At 60.9% G+C, this 18,352-nt stretch carries 8 protein-coding genes; 6 read left to right on the top strand and 2 right to left on the bottom strand.

The window, feature by feature from the left end; all coding sequences use genetic code 11:
* Positions 1-73: 73 nt before the first annotated feature.
* The 5 genes from HBN54_RS02165 to HBN54_RS02145 all read left to right on the top strand — a co-directional run bounded on the left by HBN54_RS02165 (position 74) and on the right by HBN54_RS02145 (position 13,362).
* Entirely contained in the window at positions 74-2,344 is a 2,271-nt protein-coding gene (locus HBN54_RS02165; RefSeq protein WP_210427929.1) for an NADP-dependent malic enzyme, read from the top strand.
* 277 nt (positions 2,345-2,621) lie between these two features.
* The gene (gene ruvA / locus HBN54_RS02160; RefSeq protein WP_168671493.1) at positions 2,622-3,227 is read left to right on the top strand and encodes a Holliday junction branch migration protein RuvA; all 606 of its coding nucleotides are present in this window, start codon (positions 2,622-2,624) and stop codon (positions 3,225-3,227) included.
* 227 nt (positions 3,228-3,454) lie between these two features.
* Positions 3,455-10,960, top strand: coding sequence for a T9SS outer membrane translocon Sov/SprA (gene sov / locus HBN54_RS02155; RefSeq protein WP_168671492.1), 7,506 nt, complete (start codon positions 3,455-3,457; stop codon positions 10,958-10,960).
* A 166-nt stretch (positions 10,961-11,126) separates the two neighbouring features.
* Complete coding sequence (gene gcvH / locus HBN54_RS02150) at positions 11,127-11,507, top strand: glycine cleavage system protein GcvH (protein ID WP_168671491.1); 381 nt, start codon at positions 11,127-11,129, stop codon at positions 11,505-11,507.
* Between the two features lie 31 nt (positions 11,508-11,538).
* The gene (locus tag HBN54_RS02145; RefSeq protein ID WP_168671490.1) at positions 11,539-13,362 is read left to right on the top strand and encodes a VanZ family protein; all 1,824 of its coding nucleotides are present in this window, start codon (positions 11,539-11,541) and stop codon (positions 13,360-13,362) included.
* 54 nt (positions 13,363-13,416) lie between these two features.
* Here the strand turns inward: HBN54_RS02145 and HBN54_RS02140 are convergent, their stop codons facing one another.
* Both HBN54_RS02140 and HBN54_RS02135 read right to left on the bottom strand, forming a co-directional pair.
* Entirely contained in the window at positions 13,417-13,953 is a 537-nt protein-coding gene (locus tag HBN54_RS02140) for a hypothetical protein (RefSeq protein WP_168671489.1), read from the bottom strand.
* 354 nt (positions 13,954-14,307) lie between these two features.
* Positions 14,308-15,207, bottom strand: coding sequence for a YicC/YloC family endoribonuclease (locus HBN54_RS02135; RefSeq protein WP_168671488.1), 900 nt, complete (start codon positions 15,205-15,207; stop codon positions 14,308-14,310).
* 295 nt (positions 15,208-15,502) lie between these two features.
* Between HBN54_RS02135 and HBN54_RS02130 the strand changes: the two genes are divergently transcribed.
* Positions 15,503-18,292, top strand: coding sequence for a TonB-dependent receptor (locus HBN54_RS02130; RefSeq protein WP_168671487.1), 2,790 nt, complete (start codon positions 15,503-15,505; stop codon positions 18,290-18,292).
* Positions 18,293-18,352 lie beyond the last annotated feature (60 nt).

Here is an 18,352-nt window from a genome sequence, read left to right as displayed (position 1 = left end):
CGCTTTTCGCGCTAATTTCGCCTTAGACGGCTGCGCTGCCCGCGTGGCCGTTTTCATGTTTGAAGAATTCCCGATGCTGAAAATAAACAAGCAAGACGCCCTCAATTACCACTCGCAGGAGCCCGCCGGCAAGCTCGAAGTGGTGCCCACCAAACCCATGAGCACCCAGCTCGACCTCGCCCTGGCCTACTCGCCGGGTGTGGCCGAGCCCTGCAAGGCCATTGCCGAAAACCCCGACGACGTGTACAAATACACCGCCAAGGGCAACCTGGTGGCCGTGATTTCGAACGGCACGGCGGTACTGGGCCTGGGCAACATTGGCCCGGCGGCCAGCAAGCCGGTGATGGAAGGCAAGGGCGTGCTGTTCAAGAAGTTTGCGGGCATCGACTGCTTTGATATTGAGATTGATGCCACCGACCCCGACGAGTTTATTCGCATCGTAAAGTCGCTGGAACCCACATTTGGCGGCATCAACCTGGAGGACATTAAGGCGCCGGAATGCTTCCGCATCGAAACCGAGCTGCGCGAGAAGATGAACATCCCGCTGATGCACGACGACCAGCACGGCACGGCCATCATCACCTCGGCCGCGCTGCTGAACGCGCTCGAAATAGTGGGCAAGAAAATTGACGAAGTGAAGCTCGTGGTGAGTGGGGCAGGAGCGGCGGCCGTGTCGTGCCTGCGCCTGTACCTGGCGCTGGGCCTGAACAAGGACAACGTGGTGGTGTTCGACAAGGACGGCATCATCAACGCCCAGCGCACCAATCTGGACCCCATTCAGATGCAGTTTGCCACCAGCCGCGCTGTAACCACGCTGGAGGAAGCCATGACCGGGGCCGACGTATTCCTCGGCCTTTCGGCGGCCAACGTGCTACCGGCCGGCCTGCTGCTGCTCATGGCCAATGACCCCATCGTGTTTGCCTTGGCCAACCCCGACCCCGAGGTGAGCTACCAGCTGGCCATGGCTACCCGCGACGACCTCGTGATGGCCACCGGCCGCTCCGACCACCCCAACCAGGTGAACAACGTGCTGGGCTTCCCCTACATTTTCCGGGGCGCGCTCGATGTGCGCGCCACCGAGATAAACGAGGCCATGAAGCTGGCCGCCGTGCGTGCCCTGGCCGAGCTGAGCAAGGAGCCCGTGCCCGAAATCGTGAACAAAGCCTACGGCGACAATACGCTGGCCTTTGGCCGCAATTACCTTATTCCCAAGCCACTAGACCCGCGACTGATTACCAGCATCAGCCCGGCTGTGGCCAAAGCCGCCATGGAAAGCGGTGTAGCGCGCCTGCCCATCGAGAACTGGCTGGCGTATGAGGACCAACTCCGCGCCCGCCTCGGCGTGAACCAGAAGCTGATGAACCGCATCACCTCGGCAGCGCGGGCCAACCCCAAGCGTGTGGTATTTGCCGAGGCCGACAACTACAAAATCCTGAAAGCTGCGCAGATTCTGCTCGATGAGGGCATTTGCAAACCCATTCTGCTGGGGCCGCAGGAAAAAATCGAAGCCATTGCCCGCGAAAGCAGCCTCGACCTCGAAGGTTGCGAAATCATCAACATTCTGAAGCAGGACACCAAGCGCGACGAGTATGCCAACCTGCTGTACCAGAAGCGCCAACGCCGGGGCATGACCCTCTACGAAGGCCGCCGCCTGATGCGCGAGCGCAACTACTACGCCGCCATGATGGTGGAAACCGGCGAGGCCGACGCCTGCATCACCGGCCTGACCAAGGACTACGGCAAGAGCATTATCCCTTCGCTGCAGGTCATTGGCACCGAGGAAGGGGTGAAGCGCGTGTCGTCGATGTACATCATTCAGCACAAGAAAGGCCCGTATTTCTTTGCTGATACCACGGTGAACATCAACCCCACGGCCGAGGAAATGGTCGAGATTATCGGCCTCACGGCCCGCGCCGTGCGCTTCTTCGACGCGGTGCCGCGCGTGGCGGTTATCAGCTACTCCAACTTCGGCTCGAACGCCGGGCCGCTGCCCGAAAAGACCCGTCGCGCCACCGAGCTGGCCAAGCAGCGCTTCCCCGACCTGCTCATTGACGGCGAGATGCAGGCCAACGTGGCCCTGAGCCCCGCCCTGCTACAGGAGCATTACGGCTTCTCGCCACTGGCCGAAAAAGGCGCCAACACCCTGATTTTCCCCAACGTAGAGTCGGGCAACATTGCCTACAAGGTGCTCCAGGAAATCAGCGGCACCGAGGTAATCGGGCCGGTGCTGATGGGCATGCGCAAGCCGGTGCACATTATGCAGCTCGGGGCCAGCGTGCGCGACATCGTGAACATGGCCGCCATTGCGGTAGTGGATGCCCAAACGGGTAGCAAAGCGCTGTAAAAGCCGCAGCCAAATCCAGCTCGAACGTCATGCCGAGCGGAGCCGAGGCATCTCGCGTGTGGTAGTAACTCAATCGTTGGATTTGGTACTGCACGCGAGATGCCTCGGCTCCGCTCGGCATGACCGTTTTATGGGCTCTCGATTTGAATGCTCACATCTTCTTCATTTGACCCAATATTTTTGGCCGAAAAGCCAGTAAATTTGGGAGATAAAAACCGGAAACTGGTGTTGCCAGAACAGCACTTGTGTCTCTCTCTTCTCTTCCTTTCGCCGGCCTATGATTGCCTACCTCGACGGTAAACTCGCTTACAAAGACGCCACCCTCGCCATTGTCGACATTCTCGGCGTGGGCTATGAAGTCCGCATCTCGCTGGCCACCTACTCGAAGCTACCGGCCGAGGGCGCGGCCACTAAAATCTACACCTACCAGCACATCAAGGAAGACGGGCACACGCTCTATGGCTTCCTCGACCCCAGCGAGAAGGCGCTGTTCATGCTCCTGATTTCGGTGTCGGGCATCGGGCCGGGCACGGGCATCGTGATGGTGAGCAGCATGAGCGTGGGCGAAATCCGTGAAGCCATTGTGAGCGAAAATGTACGGGCCATCCAGAGCATCAAGGGCGTGGGGCCGAAAACGGCCCAGCGCGTGATTCTGGAGCTAAAGGACAAGCTGCGCAAGGACGAGCTGCTGGCCAAAGCCGGTGTGGACACCGTGCCGCTGGCTCGCCAACACAATACGCGCCGTGCCGAAGCGTTGCAGGCCCTGGTAACCCTGGGCTTTGCGCGGGCCGCTGCCGAGAAACAGCTGGACCAGATTCAGCACAAACACGGCGGGGAGCTAAGCGTGGAGGAATTGATTAAATTTGCTTTGAAGTCGCACTGAGTCAGGACGGTTTTTAGCTGTTAGCGCATAGCTTTTAGCTGCTAGCTCTTGCCTCGCTATGGGGGCGACCATGGGCTGACTCAATTTCGATTCGTTTCCGAAGGACTACCGACTACCGCCGATTCCAACCGACTAATAGCTAACCGCTAGGGGCTAACAGCTCCAATAGCTACATCCACCTATCCTGCTTGAAATCCGGACAGAAATTACTCCCCGCGTCGGTTGTTATGGTTGCGTCGTTGCTGGCGTGGTGGGCTCAGGCCGCGCCCATTGCCGGCCCGCGCGCGACCAGCCTGTGGCTACGCGCCAACCGGGTCCTGGCCGCCGATACCCCCCGGCCCGCCGGGGCGGTGGTGGACACCACGGGGCCTTACAAGCCGAGCCGGCGGCCCCGGGTGCGGGCGCACGACCGCCCGGGCAGCCCCTTCGGGCCGCACCGCCGCGAGTCGCCGCTGATTCTGCCCCTGCCCAAAACCGTGAAGCTCAACGTGGCCGTCGACGACAGCCTGACGCAGTTTGAGGTGCAGGAAAAAGTGGGCAAGGAGGTGGACTACCGCGACCCCAGCGTGCTGAGCTACAAGCAGTACGCGGAATTTCAGCGGCGGCAGGCTGTGAGCGACTACTACCGGCAGAAGGCCAAGGGCGGCATTACGGGGCCGGCCGCCGCCGCTGGTTCGGCCCAGGCCCAGCGCCTGATTCCGAAGATTTACCTCGGGCCGATTGCCAACCGCATTTTTGGGGGGAATTACGTTGATATCCGGCCGGCGGGCTCAGTTACACTCAAGTTTGGGGCGCGCTTCAACCGCAACGAAAATCCGGCCCTGACCCTGCGCCAGCAGAGCGTGGGCGATTTTTTGTTTGAGCAAAACATCAACGTCAACCTCTCGGGGGCCATTGGCACCAAGCTCAAGCTGGTGTTCAACTACGACACCAAGGCCGCGTTCGACTTCGACAACCAGATGAAGTTTGACTACGCGGGTGAGGAAACGGACATCATCCGCAAGGTGGATTTGGGCAACGTAAGCCTGCCGCTCACCAACTCGCTGGTGCAGGGCGGGCAAAACCTATTCGGCATCAAAACCCAGCTGCAGTTTGGCAAGCTGGGCGTGACGGCCGTGGCCGCCACCGTGCGCGGCACCGCCGACGAGGTGCGTATTCAGAACGGCGCGCAGAGCCGGCAGTACGAAATCAAGGCCAGCCAGTACGAGAAGGACCGGCACTTTTTCCTGGCCCAGTTCTTCCGCGACCGCTACGATGTGGCCCTGCGCAGCCTGCCCACCATCCAGAGCCAGTTTACCATAAACCGGCTGGAGGTGTACGTGACCAACGACAACCGCACCACCGAAAACCTGCGCAACGTGGTGACGCTGATGGACCTGGGCGAGCCGTTCCGGCTGTACCAGTACGACAAGTACCACATCGGTAACCCCAGTATCCTGACTCCGGGCACCAATGATGCCAACAGCGAGTACGGCACGCTGACCGGGCCGGGCGCTACCCGTGATAACATTCAGGTCGACAATTTCCTGCAGGTAAACCAGGGCCTGACCAAGAACGTGGACTTTGAGCGCGTGCGGGCCCGCAAGCTCGATGCCCGCGAGTACACCTTCAACGCCCAGCTGGGCTACCTGAGCCTGAACACCGCCCTGCTGCCCGACCAGGTGCTGGGCGTGAGCTTTGAGTACATCTACAACGGCAAAACTTACAAGGTGGGCGAGCTGTCGGGCGATTACAACAACGTGACGCCCGACCAGGTCATCTTCCTCAAGATGCTGAAGGCCAGTAATCCCGGCGTGGGCATTGCCGACCCCACCAAGAATCCGAACAACCCCAACCTGCTCACGCTGAACACGCCGACCTGGGATTTGATGATGAAAAACATCTATCCCCTGAACGCCTCGCAGCTGCAGCGCGACAACTTCCAGCTGCAAATCATCTACAAGGACGACGCGACGGGCGTGGACCTGATTTCGCTGAAGGAGGGAGCCCAGGTAGCCAACCGGCCACTGATAGAGGTGCTTAACCTGGACCACGTTAACTCCAACAACGACAAGATTCCGGACGGCAACTTTGACTACTTCCCGGGCATCACGATTGACCCCGAGCTGGGCAAGATTATCTTCCCGAACGTGCAGCCGTTCGGCTCCTTCCTGCAAAGCCGGTTTACGGGCGAGCCGGCGCTGATTGACAAATACGTTTATAACGAGCTGTACAACCAGACCCAGAGCGACGCCCAGCAGCGGCAGGAAAAGGACAAGTTTTTCCTGCGCGGGCGCTTCCAGGGCGGGGCGGCTTCGGACGAGATTAACCTGCCCGGCATTGGCATTGCGCAGGGCTCGGTGCGGGTGCGCTCGGGCTCGACGCTGCTCACGGAGGGCACCGACTACCAGGTGTTCTACGACCAGGCCAAGGTGAAAATCCTGAACCCGGCCTACCTGAACTCGGCCAACGAGCTGCGGGTGGAGTTCGAGAAAAATGCCCTGGTGCAGGTGCAGCCGCGCAAGCTGCTGGGCGTGCGCCTCGACTACCGCCTGAACAAGGACGTGACCATCGGCGGCACGGCCCTGCACTTGCTGGAAAACCAGGCCCCCGGCATCAACCGTGTGAACATCGGCGACGAGCCGGGCAACAACACCATCATCGGCCTGGATGGCAGCATCCGGAAAGACAGCCGGGTGCTGACCAAGTACCTCGACATGCTGCCCTTCGTGTCGACGAAGGAGATTTCGACCATTGCCTTCAGCGGCGAGTTTGCCAAGCTGCTGCCGGGCCGCTCGCAGCTGGGCAACGGCGAAAACGGCGTGTCGTACATCGACGACTTTGAGAATGCCCGTACGCCTTACACGCTGGGCGGGCTGGCCTCTATTCCGGCTTGGCGGCTAGCCTCCACGCCGCTGCCCATTAAGAACAGCTTGGTGGGCGGGCTGGCCTACAACTACCAGCGCGCCAAGCTGGCCTGGTACACCGTGGACCAGAGCTACTACACCGGTGGCAGCATTGTGCCGGGCAACATCGGGGCCGGTGACCTGCTGAACCATTACACCCGCGGCATCAAACGCGACGAGGTGTTTCCGAACAAGGACCTGGGCTCGACCGGCAACGGCTTCGAGTATAGCTTCGACCTGGCCTACTTCCCCAGCGAGCGCGGGCCCTACAACTACAACCCGAACGTGGGCACCGACGGCAAGGCGTTCAACAACGGCGAGCGGCCCGAAGACAAGTTTGCCGGCATCAGCCGGGCCATCACCTTCGATACCGATTTTGACAACGCCAACATCGAGTACCTGGAGTTCTGGATGATGGACCCCTTCCTGAAAAGCACCAATCCCAACGCCCCGGCCAGCCGCGTGAACATCACCGACCAGGACGGCAACGACAAGGCCAACGTGACCGGTGGCGAATTCGTCATCAACCTGGGCAACGTGAGCGAGGACGTGTTGAAGGACGGCAACCAGCACGAGTTCGAGAACGGCCTGCCCGTGACCAACGACCCGCAGGCCGTGCAGGACAATACCAACCCCACCGTGTGGGGCCGCGTCACGCGCCAGCAGTTTCTGACCGATGCCTTCAACGCCGCGCCCGGCGCGCGCACGGCCCAGGATGTGGGCCTCGACGGCCTGAGCGACGACAACGAGCGGAATTACTTCAGCAACTACCCGCCGGCGCTGGGCACCGTGGCCCCGGTGTACGGCACCCTGCCCGACCCCTCGGGCGATGACTTCCGCCACCACCTCGACCCGAGCTACGACCAGAACAATACCAAAATCCTGGGCCGCTACAAGAACTACGACGGCTACGACGGCAACTCGCCCGAAAACAGCCAGCTCAGCTCCACGGCCTTCCCCGACAAGGAGGACCTGAACCGCGACAACGTGGTGCAGGACGTGGAGCGCTACTACGAATACAAGATGTCGCTGCGGCCCGGCAGCCTGAACGTGGGCTCGAACTTCATCATCGATAACGTGAAGAACAACGTGAATGGTGAGGACGTGAACTGGTACCTGTTCCGGATTCCGATTCGGGAGGGCTATAAGGTGCAGGGCAATGGCGGCAAGGACTTCGGCTTCAAGTCCATCCGGTTCCTGCGCATGTACATGACCAACTGGCAGGACCCCGTGGTGCTACGCTTGGTGCAGCCGCAGTTTGTGGCCAACCAGTGGCGCCGCTTCCTGTACCCCATCGTGGATGCGCGCCAGGGCGGCATTTCTCCGGGCGGCAGCCTCACCGATGCCGACGCTTTCAATATCTCCACGGTAAGCATTGAGGAAAACGGCATTGCCGTGGCCAAGGGCAATAAAATTCCCTACGTGTCGCCGCCCGGCATTCTGCGCGATAAGGAGTACGGCAGCAGCAGCACCTCGCGCCTGCAAAACGAGCAGAGCCTGCGCCTGGCCGTGGTGAACCTGCGCGACGGATTCGCCAAGGCAGCTTACAAGAACATCACCATCAACATGCTGCGCTACAAGCGCCTGCGCATGTTCCTACACGGCGATTCGGACGACCCCACCACCCTCAGCGGCGACGTGCAGGCCTTCCTGCGCATCGGCACCGACTACAGCCAGAACTACTACCAGTACTCGCTGCCGCTGAAGCTGACCGCCGTGGGCGACCAGAGCCCCGACGGCGTGTGGCCCGTGGAAAACCGCATTGATGTGTCGTTTCAGGATTTCATTGATGCCAAGGCCAAGCGCAACCAGCAGGTTAATCCTAACCTCCAGATTCCCTTCACGGTAACCCTGGCCAACGGCGCAACCATCACCGTGCTGGGCAACCCCGACTTCTCGGCGGTGCAGGGCGTGATGCTGGGCATTCTGAACCCCACCGACCCCAGCGTGGCGGAGAAAACCGTGAACCTGTGGGCCGATGAGTTCCGGGTGTTTGACTTCGAGCAGCAGGCCGGCTATGCCGCCACCGCCCGCCTCAACGTGAAGCTGGCCGACGTGGCCAACGTGACGGCCACGGGCAGCTTCACCAGCGTGGGCTTCGGCGGCTTGCAGGACAAAGTGCAGCAGCGCTCCGTGGACGATGTGTTCCGGGGCGACCTGAACACGACCGTGGCGGTGGAGAAATTCCTGCCCCCGCAGCTGAACCTGCGCCTGCCGGTGCTGCTCCAGATTGGCCGTGAAAGCCGCTCGCCCCTCTACGACCCCCTCGACCCCGACACCAAGCTGGAGCAAAGCCTGCAGAAATTCAAGAACACCGACGGCAGCATCAATACGTCGGCCCAGGCCGAGTACCGCAACAAAGTAATTGACCAGACCACCAGCCGCAGCATCTCGGTGCTGAATGTGCGCAAGGAGCGCGCCCTGCCCAAGCCCGGCGCCCTGCCCGCCAAGCCCAAGCCCTGGGACATCGAAAACGTGGCCCTGAGCTACTCGATTACCGACCGCCTGCACTCCGACATTCGCACCGACCGCGACTACACCAAGGCTTACACCGCCGCCGTGGCCTATGTGTACCAGACCACGCCCAAGAATTACACGCCGCTGGCCAATTTCAAGGCGCTGGACAATCCGTACCTGAAGATTTTCCAGCAAATAAACTTCACCCCGCTGCCCTCGCGCTTCTCCTTCCGCACCGACCTCGACCGGCGCTACAACGAGCGGTTCCTGCAGCGCGTGCTAAACCCCGGCGAAGTACCCACTACGGCCGGTATTGCGCCCGTTATTCAAAAATCCTTCTTCATCAGCCGCATCTACGACCTGAAGTGGGACCTCACCAAAAGCCTGATATTCGACTACACCGCCACCAACCGGGGCGTGGTTGACGAAGGGGCCGGCCGCACCATCGGGGTGAGCGACGAGGCCATTCGCAACCGCAGCCAGTTGCAGCAAAACCTGCTGCGCGGCGGCCGCACCGTCAATTTCAACCAGTTGGCCGCGCTCACCTACCGGCTGCCGCTCGATAAATTCCCGCTTACCGACTGGCTGAGCGCCGATACCCGCTACGCCGCCACCTACAGCTGGCAGGCCGCCGTGCAGGGCCAGCGCGCCCTCAACAATCCCACCAGCGCCACCGATACGTCGACCTACCGAATCAACGTCGGCAACACGATTCAGAACAACGCCGAAATCAGCGCCAACGGCAAAATCGACCTGGTGAAGCTTTACAACAAGGTCAAATTCCTGAACATCATCAACAACGCGCCGCCGCCCCAGGACCGACGCGCCGCCCAGCGGCCCGCCTTCGGCGATGCCAACGCGGGCACCCGGGCCGCGCCGGCCGCCGATACCACCCGCGAAAAGCTGCGCTTCGTGAAAGCCGTGCTACGCTCGCTGATGACGGCCCGCTCCATCAACTTCACCTTCAGCCGTTCCAATGGCACACTGCTGCCCGGCTACCTGCCCAAAACCAAGGCCTTTGGCCTCGATGAAACCTTCACTGCGCCCGGTGTGCCGTTCATATTAGGGCAGCAGCCCGGCCTGCAAACCCTCTATGACCGGGCCAGCACCAACGGCTGGTACACCGACCGGAGCGAGTTTCTGAACACGCCTCTAAGCTCGCTGCTCACGCAGTCGTTCACGCTGCGCACCGCGCTGGAGCCGTTCCGCGACTTCAATATTCAGGTGGATGCGCGCCAGCAGAAGGTGAAGAACCTTGATGCTTACTACCGGCACACCATCAACGAGCAGACCCTGCTGCCGCTGAAGGACCAGTTCGATAACTACCTGCCCATCGTGCCCCAGACCCTGGGCTCGGGCTCGTTCCAGACCTCGACCATTACCATTAATACCCTGTTTGGCGACCTCGGGGCCAATGGCGAAACGTCGAAGGCCTTCCAGCGTTTTGTGGATAACCGCCTCATCGTGCGCAACAAGCTGGCCTTGGCCAACCAAAGCCCCAACGGCACCTACGGCTACAACTCGCAGGACGTGCTGGTGCAAAGCTTTACCGATGCCTACCACGGCCGCTCGTCAGACGGCTACAAGGCCAAGGAGTTCAGCCCCTTCGCCGTGATACCGCTGCCCAACTGGCGCGTCGACTACAACGGCTTCGCCCAGCTGCCGCTTATCAAGCAGTATTTCAGTTCATTCACCCTGAATCACGCGTACTCGTCCATCTACAGCATCGGCAGCTACACCACCACCAACACCTACTCGGCCGAGCCCAGTTTCGGCTCGCCGGGCAGTGCGCCGATTAACCCCTTCCAGGTGAACGCCAGCAACCAGTACCTGCCCTACTACGTGGTGGGCCAGGTGAGTATCGTGGAAACGCTGGCCCCGCTCATCGGGGTCAACTTCCAGACGGTGAGCAAAGTAACCGGCCGTATCGAGTATCGCACCAACCGCACCGTGGCCCTGAACATCACCAACGCTCAGGTCACCGAGCTGTCGACCAAGGAATTCGTGATTGGCTTTGGCTACGCTACCAACAGCCTCAAGCTGCCCTTCAAAGTGGGCGGCGAGCAGCGCGTGCTAAAAAACAACCTCACGGCCCGCCTCGACCTGAGCATCCGCGACAACATCACCATCCAGCGCAGCATCATCGATTCGGCCGACCCTAACCCTACCAGCCCCACCTTGCCCGATGGATTTGTAGGCCGCGCCCAGGGCCAGATTACGAACGGCTCGAAAACCTTCCAGCTGCGCCCCACCGTCGACTACCTGCTCAACTCCCGCCTTAACCTGCAGTTCTACTACAGCCAGACCATCACCACGCCGCGCATCAGCAACGCCTTCCGCAACTCGAACTCCGAAGGCGGTGTTCAGCTGCGCTACAGCCTGACGCAGTAATAGTTAAGGGTTAAGAGTTGAGCGTTAAGAGTTGGGTTTTGGTAAATTATGAAAGGCAAAGAGCCTCGGCTACGGTTGCCGGTTCTACTTTTGAGGAATCGCCGCCGTTGGCTGCTCACCCCAGCCAACTCCTAACTCCTAACTCATCACTCTTAACTCCTTAAAAATGAACCTGCCCGCCACCCTGCACTACACCAAGGACCACGAATGGATTCGCGTTGAAGGCGACGTTGCCTACGTTGGCATCACCGACCACGCGCAGAAAGAGTTGGGCGACATCGTTTATGTCGACATCGACACCCTCGACAAGGACGTGGCCCAGCACGAAGTATTCGGCACCGTAGAAGCTGTGAAAACGGTTTCCGACCTGTTCAGCCCCATCACCGGCACCGTGCTGGAAGTAAACGATAAGCTGGGCGATGCCCCCGAAACCGTGAACTCCGACCCTTACGGCGACGGCTGGATGGTGAAAATCTCCATCGCCAAGCCCGAAGAGCTGGCCGAGCTGCTCAGCGCCGAAACCTACGGCGAGCTGGTGGGAGCCTAAAAAGTAGCACGGCTTTGGCTTGTGCGTTGTGATGTCTGATTTTGTCCAACCCAAGCTAACCTCCCTGCTACCCCTTTCCCGCCGCTCCTACGCTGCCCTGCCGCTGGCGTGGACGGCTGTGGTACTGGTGCTTACGCTTACCCCTTCTGATGAAATGCCGCGCACGCCCGTGTGGGAGCTGCTGTCGTTCGACACAGCCGCCCACGCGGGCGTGTTCGCCGTTTTGGCAGGTCTGAGCTGGTTTTCGCTGCACCGGCAGCGCCGCTGGCCCCGGCTGGCCCGCCACGCCGGCGGGGTGGTGCTGGCCGGCAGCATCCTGTTCGGAGCCCTCATCGAAGTGCTGCAAATGACCATGCGCCTGGGCCGCCACGGCGAATGGTCCGATTTGTTGAGCGACGGTATTGGCGCGGCGCTGGCCGTGGGCGTGGCCGCCGTCTGGTCGGCCCGGCAGGCTGGCGGCCGCGCCCGGCCGCTGGCCAGCGGGCCGTGGCTGGTGCTGGCCGCCGCCGCCACGCTCAGCGCCGCCCCGTTGCCGGTGCGGGCCCAAACCGCCCTGATGATACGCGCCCGGGCCCGCCGCACCATCAAGGCCCTGGCTGCGCCTGGCCTCTACGGCCGGGGCTACGTGAAGCAGGGCGAACACCTGGCCGCTGCCTACCTGCGCGGGCAGCTCACAACTCTGGAACTAGCGCCGCTGGCTCCCAACTACACGCAGCCCTTTAACCTGGACGTAAACACGTTTCCCGGCGTAGTCAGCGCTTCCATCAAAGCCGATGGTCCCGCCGGAAAAATGACGAGCTGGCAAGCCGGTACGGCCTGCATTGCTGCCCCCAATTCGGGCACCGGCACCGCCAAAGGCCGCCTGCTGCTACTCGATACCCTCGTGTTCACCAGGCCCACGGTGCAGGCCCGCTACCTGCGCACGGAGTGGAGCAGCCGCATCCTACTCATGCGCGCCGCCGATGCCAGCCGGCTGGCCACGCTGCCCGCCGCGCTGCGCCAGCGCCTGAATACCGCCGCCGCCTGGATTACGGTGGTGCCCAAGCTCACCGCCTCGCTGGCCGCCGAGCAAGCCGCCCAGCCGCGCGTGGAAGTGCTGGCCGAAAAGATGCCGATGTGGCTCGATAAAGCCATTTTTGGCGATACTGCCACCGGCGCGCCCCAGGGCCGTACAGTCTGGAGTACCGTGCGCGTTGATGCTCAGCTCCAGCGCAACTACCAGACCCAGAACCTGGCGGCCGTGGTGCGCGGCTCCATCCGGCCCGATTCGTTCCTTGTCGTTTCGGCCCACTACGACCACCTGGGCATGATGGGCAAGGACGTGTACTTCCCCGGAGCCAACGACAACGCCAGCGGCGTGGCCCTGCTTTTGGAACTGGCCGCCCACTACGCCCGCCCCGAAAACCGCCCGGCTTATTCCGTCGTGTTCCTGCTGTTTGGGGGCGAGGAAGCGGGGCTGGTAGGTTCCAGCTACTTTGTGGTGCACCCGCTGGTGCCGCTCAAAAGCATCAAGTTTCTGTTCAACCTCGACCTGCTGGGCACCGGTGAGCAGGGCGCTACCGTCGTGAATGGGAAACTGTTTGAGGCCCCTTACCACCGCCTCCTTGCCCTTAATAACGCCCATCACTACCTGCCCGCCCTGGGGGCCCGCGGCCGCGCCGCCAACTCCGACCATTTCCCGTTTTCCGAAGCCGGCGTGCCGGCCTTTTTCATGTACACGCGCGGCGGCAGCGCGGCCTACCACGACGTGAATGACCGGCCCGACGCCCTGTCGCTGGCCGGATTTGCCGGGGCCTTCGGGCTGGTGCGCGATTTCCTGAACGAGGAAGGGGCAGCCCCGGCGGCAAAAAAATAGTGGGTGGCCGAACTTGCGTTCAACCACCCACTACGGTACTGATTTGCAGGGATATTAACCTTTGGCTTTCAGCGAGAGCATGATTTGCTTGGCGATAGGCTCCCACTCGGGCTTCTGACGGTCGGCACAGTTGAAGGTGCAAATCATCAGCTTGCCTTCCACATCGGTGAAGAACACCAGCGTGTACACTTCGTGGCCCATCTCAGGCTTCATGAACTCGAGGTAGCCCACTTTGCGGTTGTTGATGTTTTTTACACCATCGCCAAACCAGGTGGCATCCTTGTATTGCTTGTGGTAAGTCTTGCCGAACGAAGCGGAGTAGATGTCCACCATGTCCTGGTCGGCGTCGTTGTCGCTGTAGTTGAAGGCGAGGCTGATGAGGTTGTTGTTGGTGAAGATAACGCTCGGGCGGCTCTGGGCTTTGGCGTAGGCGAAATCCATCTGCTGCTCGGTCATCACCTCGAAGCCCTTGGGAATGAGGATTTCAACCCGCTCGCTGAGCACCCGCTTCTTAACGAGTTCAATCTCGGATGCGGGGCGCGCAGCCGTTAAGAAAAGCCCCAGAATAAAGAGTAAAAGCGTAGATTTCATACTAATGGGGGATAAGGGGTTGGTAACTAACGGCCTATTTGTAAACCCAAGTTAGATACAATAATCAGATATCCAACTTTGAAGTCACAAATATTGCGATTTTTTTTGAAATAAGGGCGGGGCCGGTTTCAAAATTAACAATAAATGCCTATTAATCGCACCGTTGAAGGCATGATGGCTCAGATGTAGAGACTACGCAATTTCCCGGCCATATCATAAAACGGCCACTGTCAGATTTTATAATTAATTAAAAAAGTCCAATTTTGTTTATGCATTTTCGCCCAACTGAGCCTTTTACCGGGTGAACGGTAAGGCTGTTGAAGCCAATATGGCTAGTAAAAAAAGAGCCGCTGGCTAGAGAATATTATTCAGCTGCTCTTTTATTTTTTCCAACTCTTCCTTCATGCCCACCACCAGATGCTGCACGGTGGCATCGTTGGCCTTGGAGCCGATGGTGTTGATTTCGCGGCCGATTTCCTGGGCCAGGAAACCGAGCTTTTTGCCCACGGCCTCGTCGGGCTGCAGCACGGCCTGCTCGAAGTAGGCTAGGTGGGCGGCGAGGCGCACTTTCTCTTCGGCAATGTCCAGCTTCTCAATGTAGTACAGTACCTCCTGCTCGAAGCGGGTGGCGTTGAACTGCTCGTGGCTGGTGAGCTCGGCGAGGTGGCCGGCCAGGCGCTGGCGCACGTGCTCGATGCGGGCGGGGTCGTGCTGCTCCACGGCCGCCAGCTGCTGCCGGATGGTGGCGATGTAGCCCATAATTTCGGTGGTGAGGGTGTGGCCCTCGTCCTGCCGGAACTGCTGCATGGCGGCCAGCGCCTGCATGAGCAGCGGCTGCAGCTCGACCCAGGTCACGTCTTCGGCGGCGGGCTCGGCGTCGCGGGCCTCGCTGGCGGTGGGGATAACGCCCGGCAGGCGTAGGGCGGCCAGCAGGGTGGCTTCGCCGGTGGGCAGGCCCAGGGTGTCGGCCACGGCCTGCAGCTCGTGGTAAGCGGCCACCAGGGCTTCGCGGCTGAGGGTGGCGGCGGCGCGGGTGGCGGCGGGCCGCACAAAATCGAGGGTGAGGTTGACTTTGCCACGTAGCACGGCCTTGGCCACGGTGTTGCGGATTTCGAGCTCGTGCGGGAGCAGGAAGCGGGGCAGGCGCAGAGTCAGGTCGAGGGTTTTGGAGTTGAGCGACTTGACTTCGAGGGTGGCGGTGTAGGCGTCGGTTTCGCGGTGGGCCTGGCCGTAGCCGGTCATGGAGAGGAGCATCCGAAGGAGAATAGCGGTGAGCGGGAAGCAGGACCACCAGCCGGGGCCGGTGGTTGCGACTGCAAAGGAACGGCATTCGCGGCGGGCGGCTGGCCGCGCGCCCCGGCGGGCTGCCAAAAGGCGAAAAAGGCCGCAAAAGTAGTAGCCCCCGGCGGCCCGTGCAGCCCTGAAATCGGAGCATAACAATAGGACAATGTGCGGGCTATGATGCCGTAACAGCACCCCGGTAATTTTGCCTCATCAAATCAACATGAAGTGTATGCGGTATTATCTACTTGGGTTCTTATGGTTGTTTGTGAGTGGCTTAGCTTATGGCCAGCAGGGTACGCTGGCGGGCAAAGTGACCGATAAGAAGACCAGCGAGGGTGTAATTGGGGCTACGGTGCTGGTGACGGGCACCACCCTGGCCGCCCCCGTGAACGTGGACGGTATCTACACGCTGCCCCTCGACGCGGGCACCTATAATATTACGATGACCTACGTGGGCTACAAGCCGCTCACCTTCCCGGCCATCATCATCAAAAGCGGCGAAATCACTACCCTGAACGGCACGATGGAGGAAAGCTCTACGAGCCTGACCGAGGTGACCGTGACCGGCGTGAAGCAGACCGGCACCGAAGTAGCCCTCATTCAGGACCTCAAGAAAAGCGAGGTGGTGGTGAGCGGCATGAGCAACGACCAGATTGTGAAGACCCTGGACCGCGACGCGGCCGAAGTAGTGAAGCGCATTCCAGGTGTGACGATTCAGAACAACAACTTTATCGTGATTCGCGGGCTGGCCGAACGGTACAACACGGTGTTGCTGAACGATGCCCTAACGCCGAGTGCGGAGGTGGACACCCGCTCGTTCTCGTTTGATATTCTGCCAAGCTCGGTGATTGACCGGATTCTGATTTTCAAGTCGGGCGCGCCGGAGCTGCCGGGCGAGTTTGGCGGCGGCGTAGTGAAGGTGTACACCAAGAACTCGGTGCTGGAGAACACGACCAATTTCAGCATTTCGGGCTGGGGGCGCTCGGGCACTACTTTCGGCAGCGGCTATCAGCAAAGCTCGCGCAGCAGCACCGACTGGCTGGGCTTCGACAACGGCCTGCGCAAGGTGCCGGCAGCCATTGGCGACCAGCCCTACGACAGCAAGGCCGAGCTGAGCCGCGACCAGCTGCAGCAGGCCATTGGCGACCTGCGCAACGAGTGGAAGCCCACACTGAGCACGGCCTTGCCCGACTTGCGCGCCTCGCTGGGCCTCACGCGCAAGTTTGAAATAGGGAAGGTGTACCTGAGCAACGTGACTTCGGCCTCGTACTCCAACACGCATGAGCAGTACGACGTGCTGCGCCAGCGCCTGGAAACCGGCAGCGGTTCCTACACCTACAATTACAACGACTTACGCTCGCTCACAGCCAGCCGCCTGGGCGTGATTCACAACTGGCAGGCCCGCCTGAACGACCATAACCGCATCGACTTCCGCAACTTCCTGAACCAGTACGGCACCGACGAAGTAGTGCACCGCACGGGCCTCGACTACGTGCAGAGCGGCAACGGCCGCGAGCGCGACAACTATGCCCTACACTACCAGAGCCGCACCATTTACTCGGGGCAGCTGGGCGGCACCCACGATGTGGGTGCCGCCAAAAACTCGACTGTAACCTGGGCCACGGGCTACAACTACGTGTTTCGTGATGAGCCCGATTACCGCCGCTTCCGCACCGGCCGCGATGTGCCGAATCCCGGCGAGCCTCAGAAGCCGTTTCGGGTGGAAATCAGCCAGGTGGGCTCGCAGCAGGACAACTCCACGTACTTTTCCAAGCTGAAGGAGAACACCTACATGGCCAGCGGCCAGTGGGAGCAGCGCCTCGCGGGCCGCGACTCGACCCGCGCCAACCAGTACAAGCTGCGGGCCGGCTTCTACACCGAATATAAGGAGCGCAACTACGCCAGCCGCTTCTTCTCCTACGTGCCCGGCAACGAGGAATTCCACAACTACGACCTGGATACGCTGTCCATCGACAAGATTTTCGCGCCCCAGAACCTCGACCCCAAAACCGGCTTCGTGCTGAAGGAAGGTACCACCAACTTCGACAGCTACCGCGCCGATAACACGCTGGTGGCCGGCTACCTGAGCGCCGTGGCTCCGATTTCGGACCGGTTCAGCATTTCGGGCGGCGTGCGGCTGGAGTACAACCGTAAGTTTCTGCGCACGGGTGATTCCGCCACGCCGGCTTACGAAGAGAAGCGCTATTTCTTCCTGCCTTCGCTGAATGCCACCTACAACTTCAACGACCGCAGCCTGCTGCGCCTGGCCGCTAGCCAGACGGTAAACCGCCCGGAGTTTCGCGAAATTGCCAACTACTCGTACTACGATTTCACCAACAATGCCAACATCAAGGGTAACAACAAGCTGCGCACGGCCAAAATCTACAACGCCGACCTGCGCTACGAGTTTTACCCATCGAAGTCGGAGCTGCTGTCGGTGGGTGTGTTCTACAAGCATTTCACCGATGCCATCGAGCAGGTAACCAACAGCACCAACGGCTCGACCCTGGACCTGGGCTTCCTTAATGCCGCCAGCGCCTACGATGTGGGCGTGGAAGTGGAGGCCCGCAAAGGCCTGGTTGAGCTGACCGACAACCCCTTTCTACAGCACATTTCCTTCGTGCTGAACGCCTCCGTCATCAAGAGCCGCGTGTCGCTGGCCAGCGGCGACGATACCTCCGTGGACAACAACCGCCCGCTACAGGGCCAGTCGCCCTACGTGGTGAACACCGGTATTTTCTACCAGGACGATGACCGGCGCTGGCAGGTGTCGGCGCAGTACAACGTGATTGGGCCGCGCATCCTGTTTGCCAGCAGCAACAAGCAGAACTTTTCGGTTTTCGAGCTGCCGCGCCACGTCATCGACCTGGCCGTGACCAAGGGCTTCGGCCCCCACCTCGACGTGCGCGTGGGCATCCAGGATTTGCTCAACCAGTACACTCGCCAGTACTACGACTCGGACCGCAGCGGCGACATCAGCAGCGCCGACCGGGGCGCGTTCGGCCGCTTCCGTCGGGGACAATATTCCACGGCCGGCCTCACCTATAAGTTTTAAGCCACCCCACCTTTTTTCTGCTGCGAAAGCCCGCCGTGCGTCCTGTGCGGCGGGCTTTTT

The sequence above is a fragment of the Hymenobacter artigasi genome (genome assembly GCF_012275535.1).
GTDB lineage: Bacteria > Bacteroidota > Bacteroidia > Cytophagales > Hymenobacteraceae > Hymenobacter > Hymenobacter artigasi.
This window is presented reverse-complemented; position numbering and strand designations above follow the sequence as displayed.

Excerpts from the sequence above, each read along its gene's own strand:
- HBN54_RS02165 (WP_210427929.1), top strand. The coding sequence starts at position 74 with ATGCTGAAAATAAACAAGCAAGACGCCCTCAATTACCACTCGCAGGAG.
- ruvA (WP_168671493.1), top strand. The coding sequence starts at position 2,622 with ATGATTGCCTACCTCGACGGTAAACTCGCTTACAAAGACGCCACCCTC.
- sov (WP_168671492.1), top strand. The coding sequence starts at position 3,455 with ATGGTTGCGTCGTTGCTGGCGTGGTGGGCTCAGGCCGCGCCCATTGCC.
- gcvH (WP_168671491.1), top strand. The coding sequence starts at position 11,127 with ATGAACCTGCCCGCCACCCTGCACTACACCAAGGACCACGAATGGATT.
- HBN54_RS02145 (WP_168671490.1), top strand. The coding sequence starts at position 11,539 with ATGTCTGATTTTGTCCAACCCAAGCTAACCTCCCTGCTACCCCTTTCC.
- HBN54_RS02140 (WP_168671489.1), bottom strand. The coding sequence starts at position 13,953 with ATGAAATCTACGCTTTTACTCTTTATTCTGGGGCTTTTCTTAACGGCT.
- HBN54_RS02135 (WP_168671488.1), bottom strand. The coding sequence starts at position 15,207 with ATGCTCCTCTCCATGACCGGCTACGGCCAGGCCCACCGCGAAACCGAC.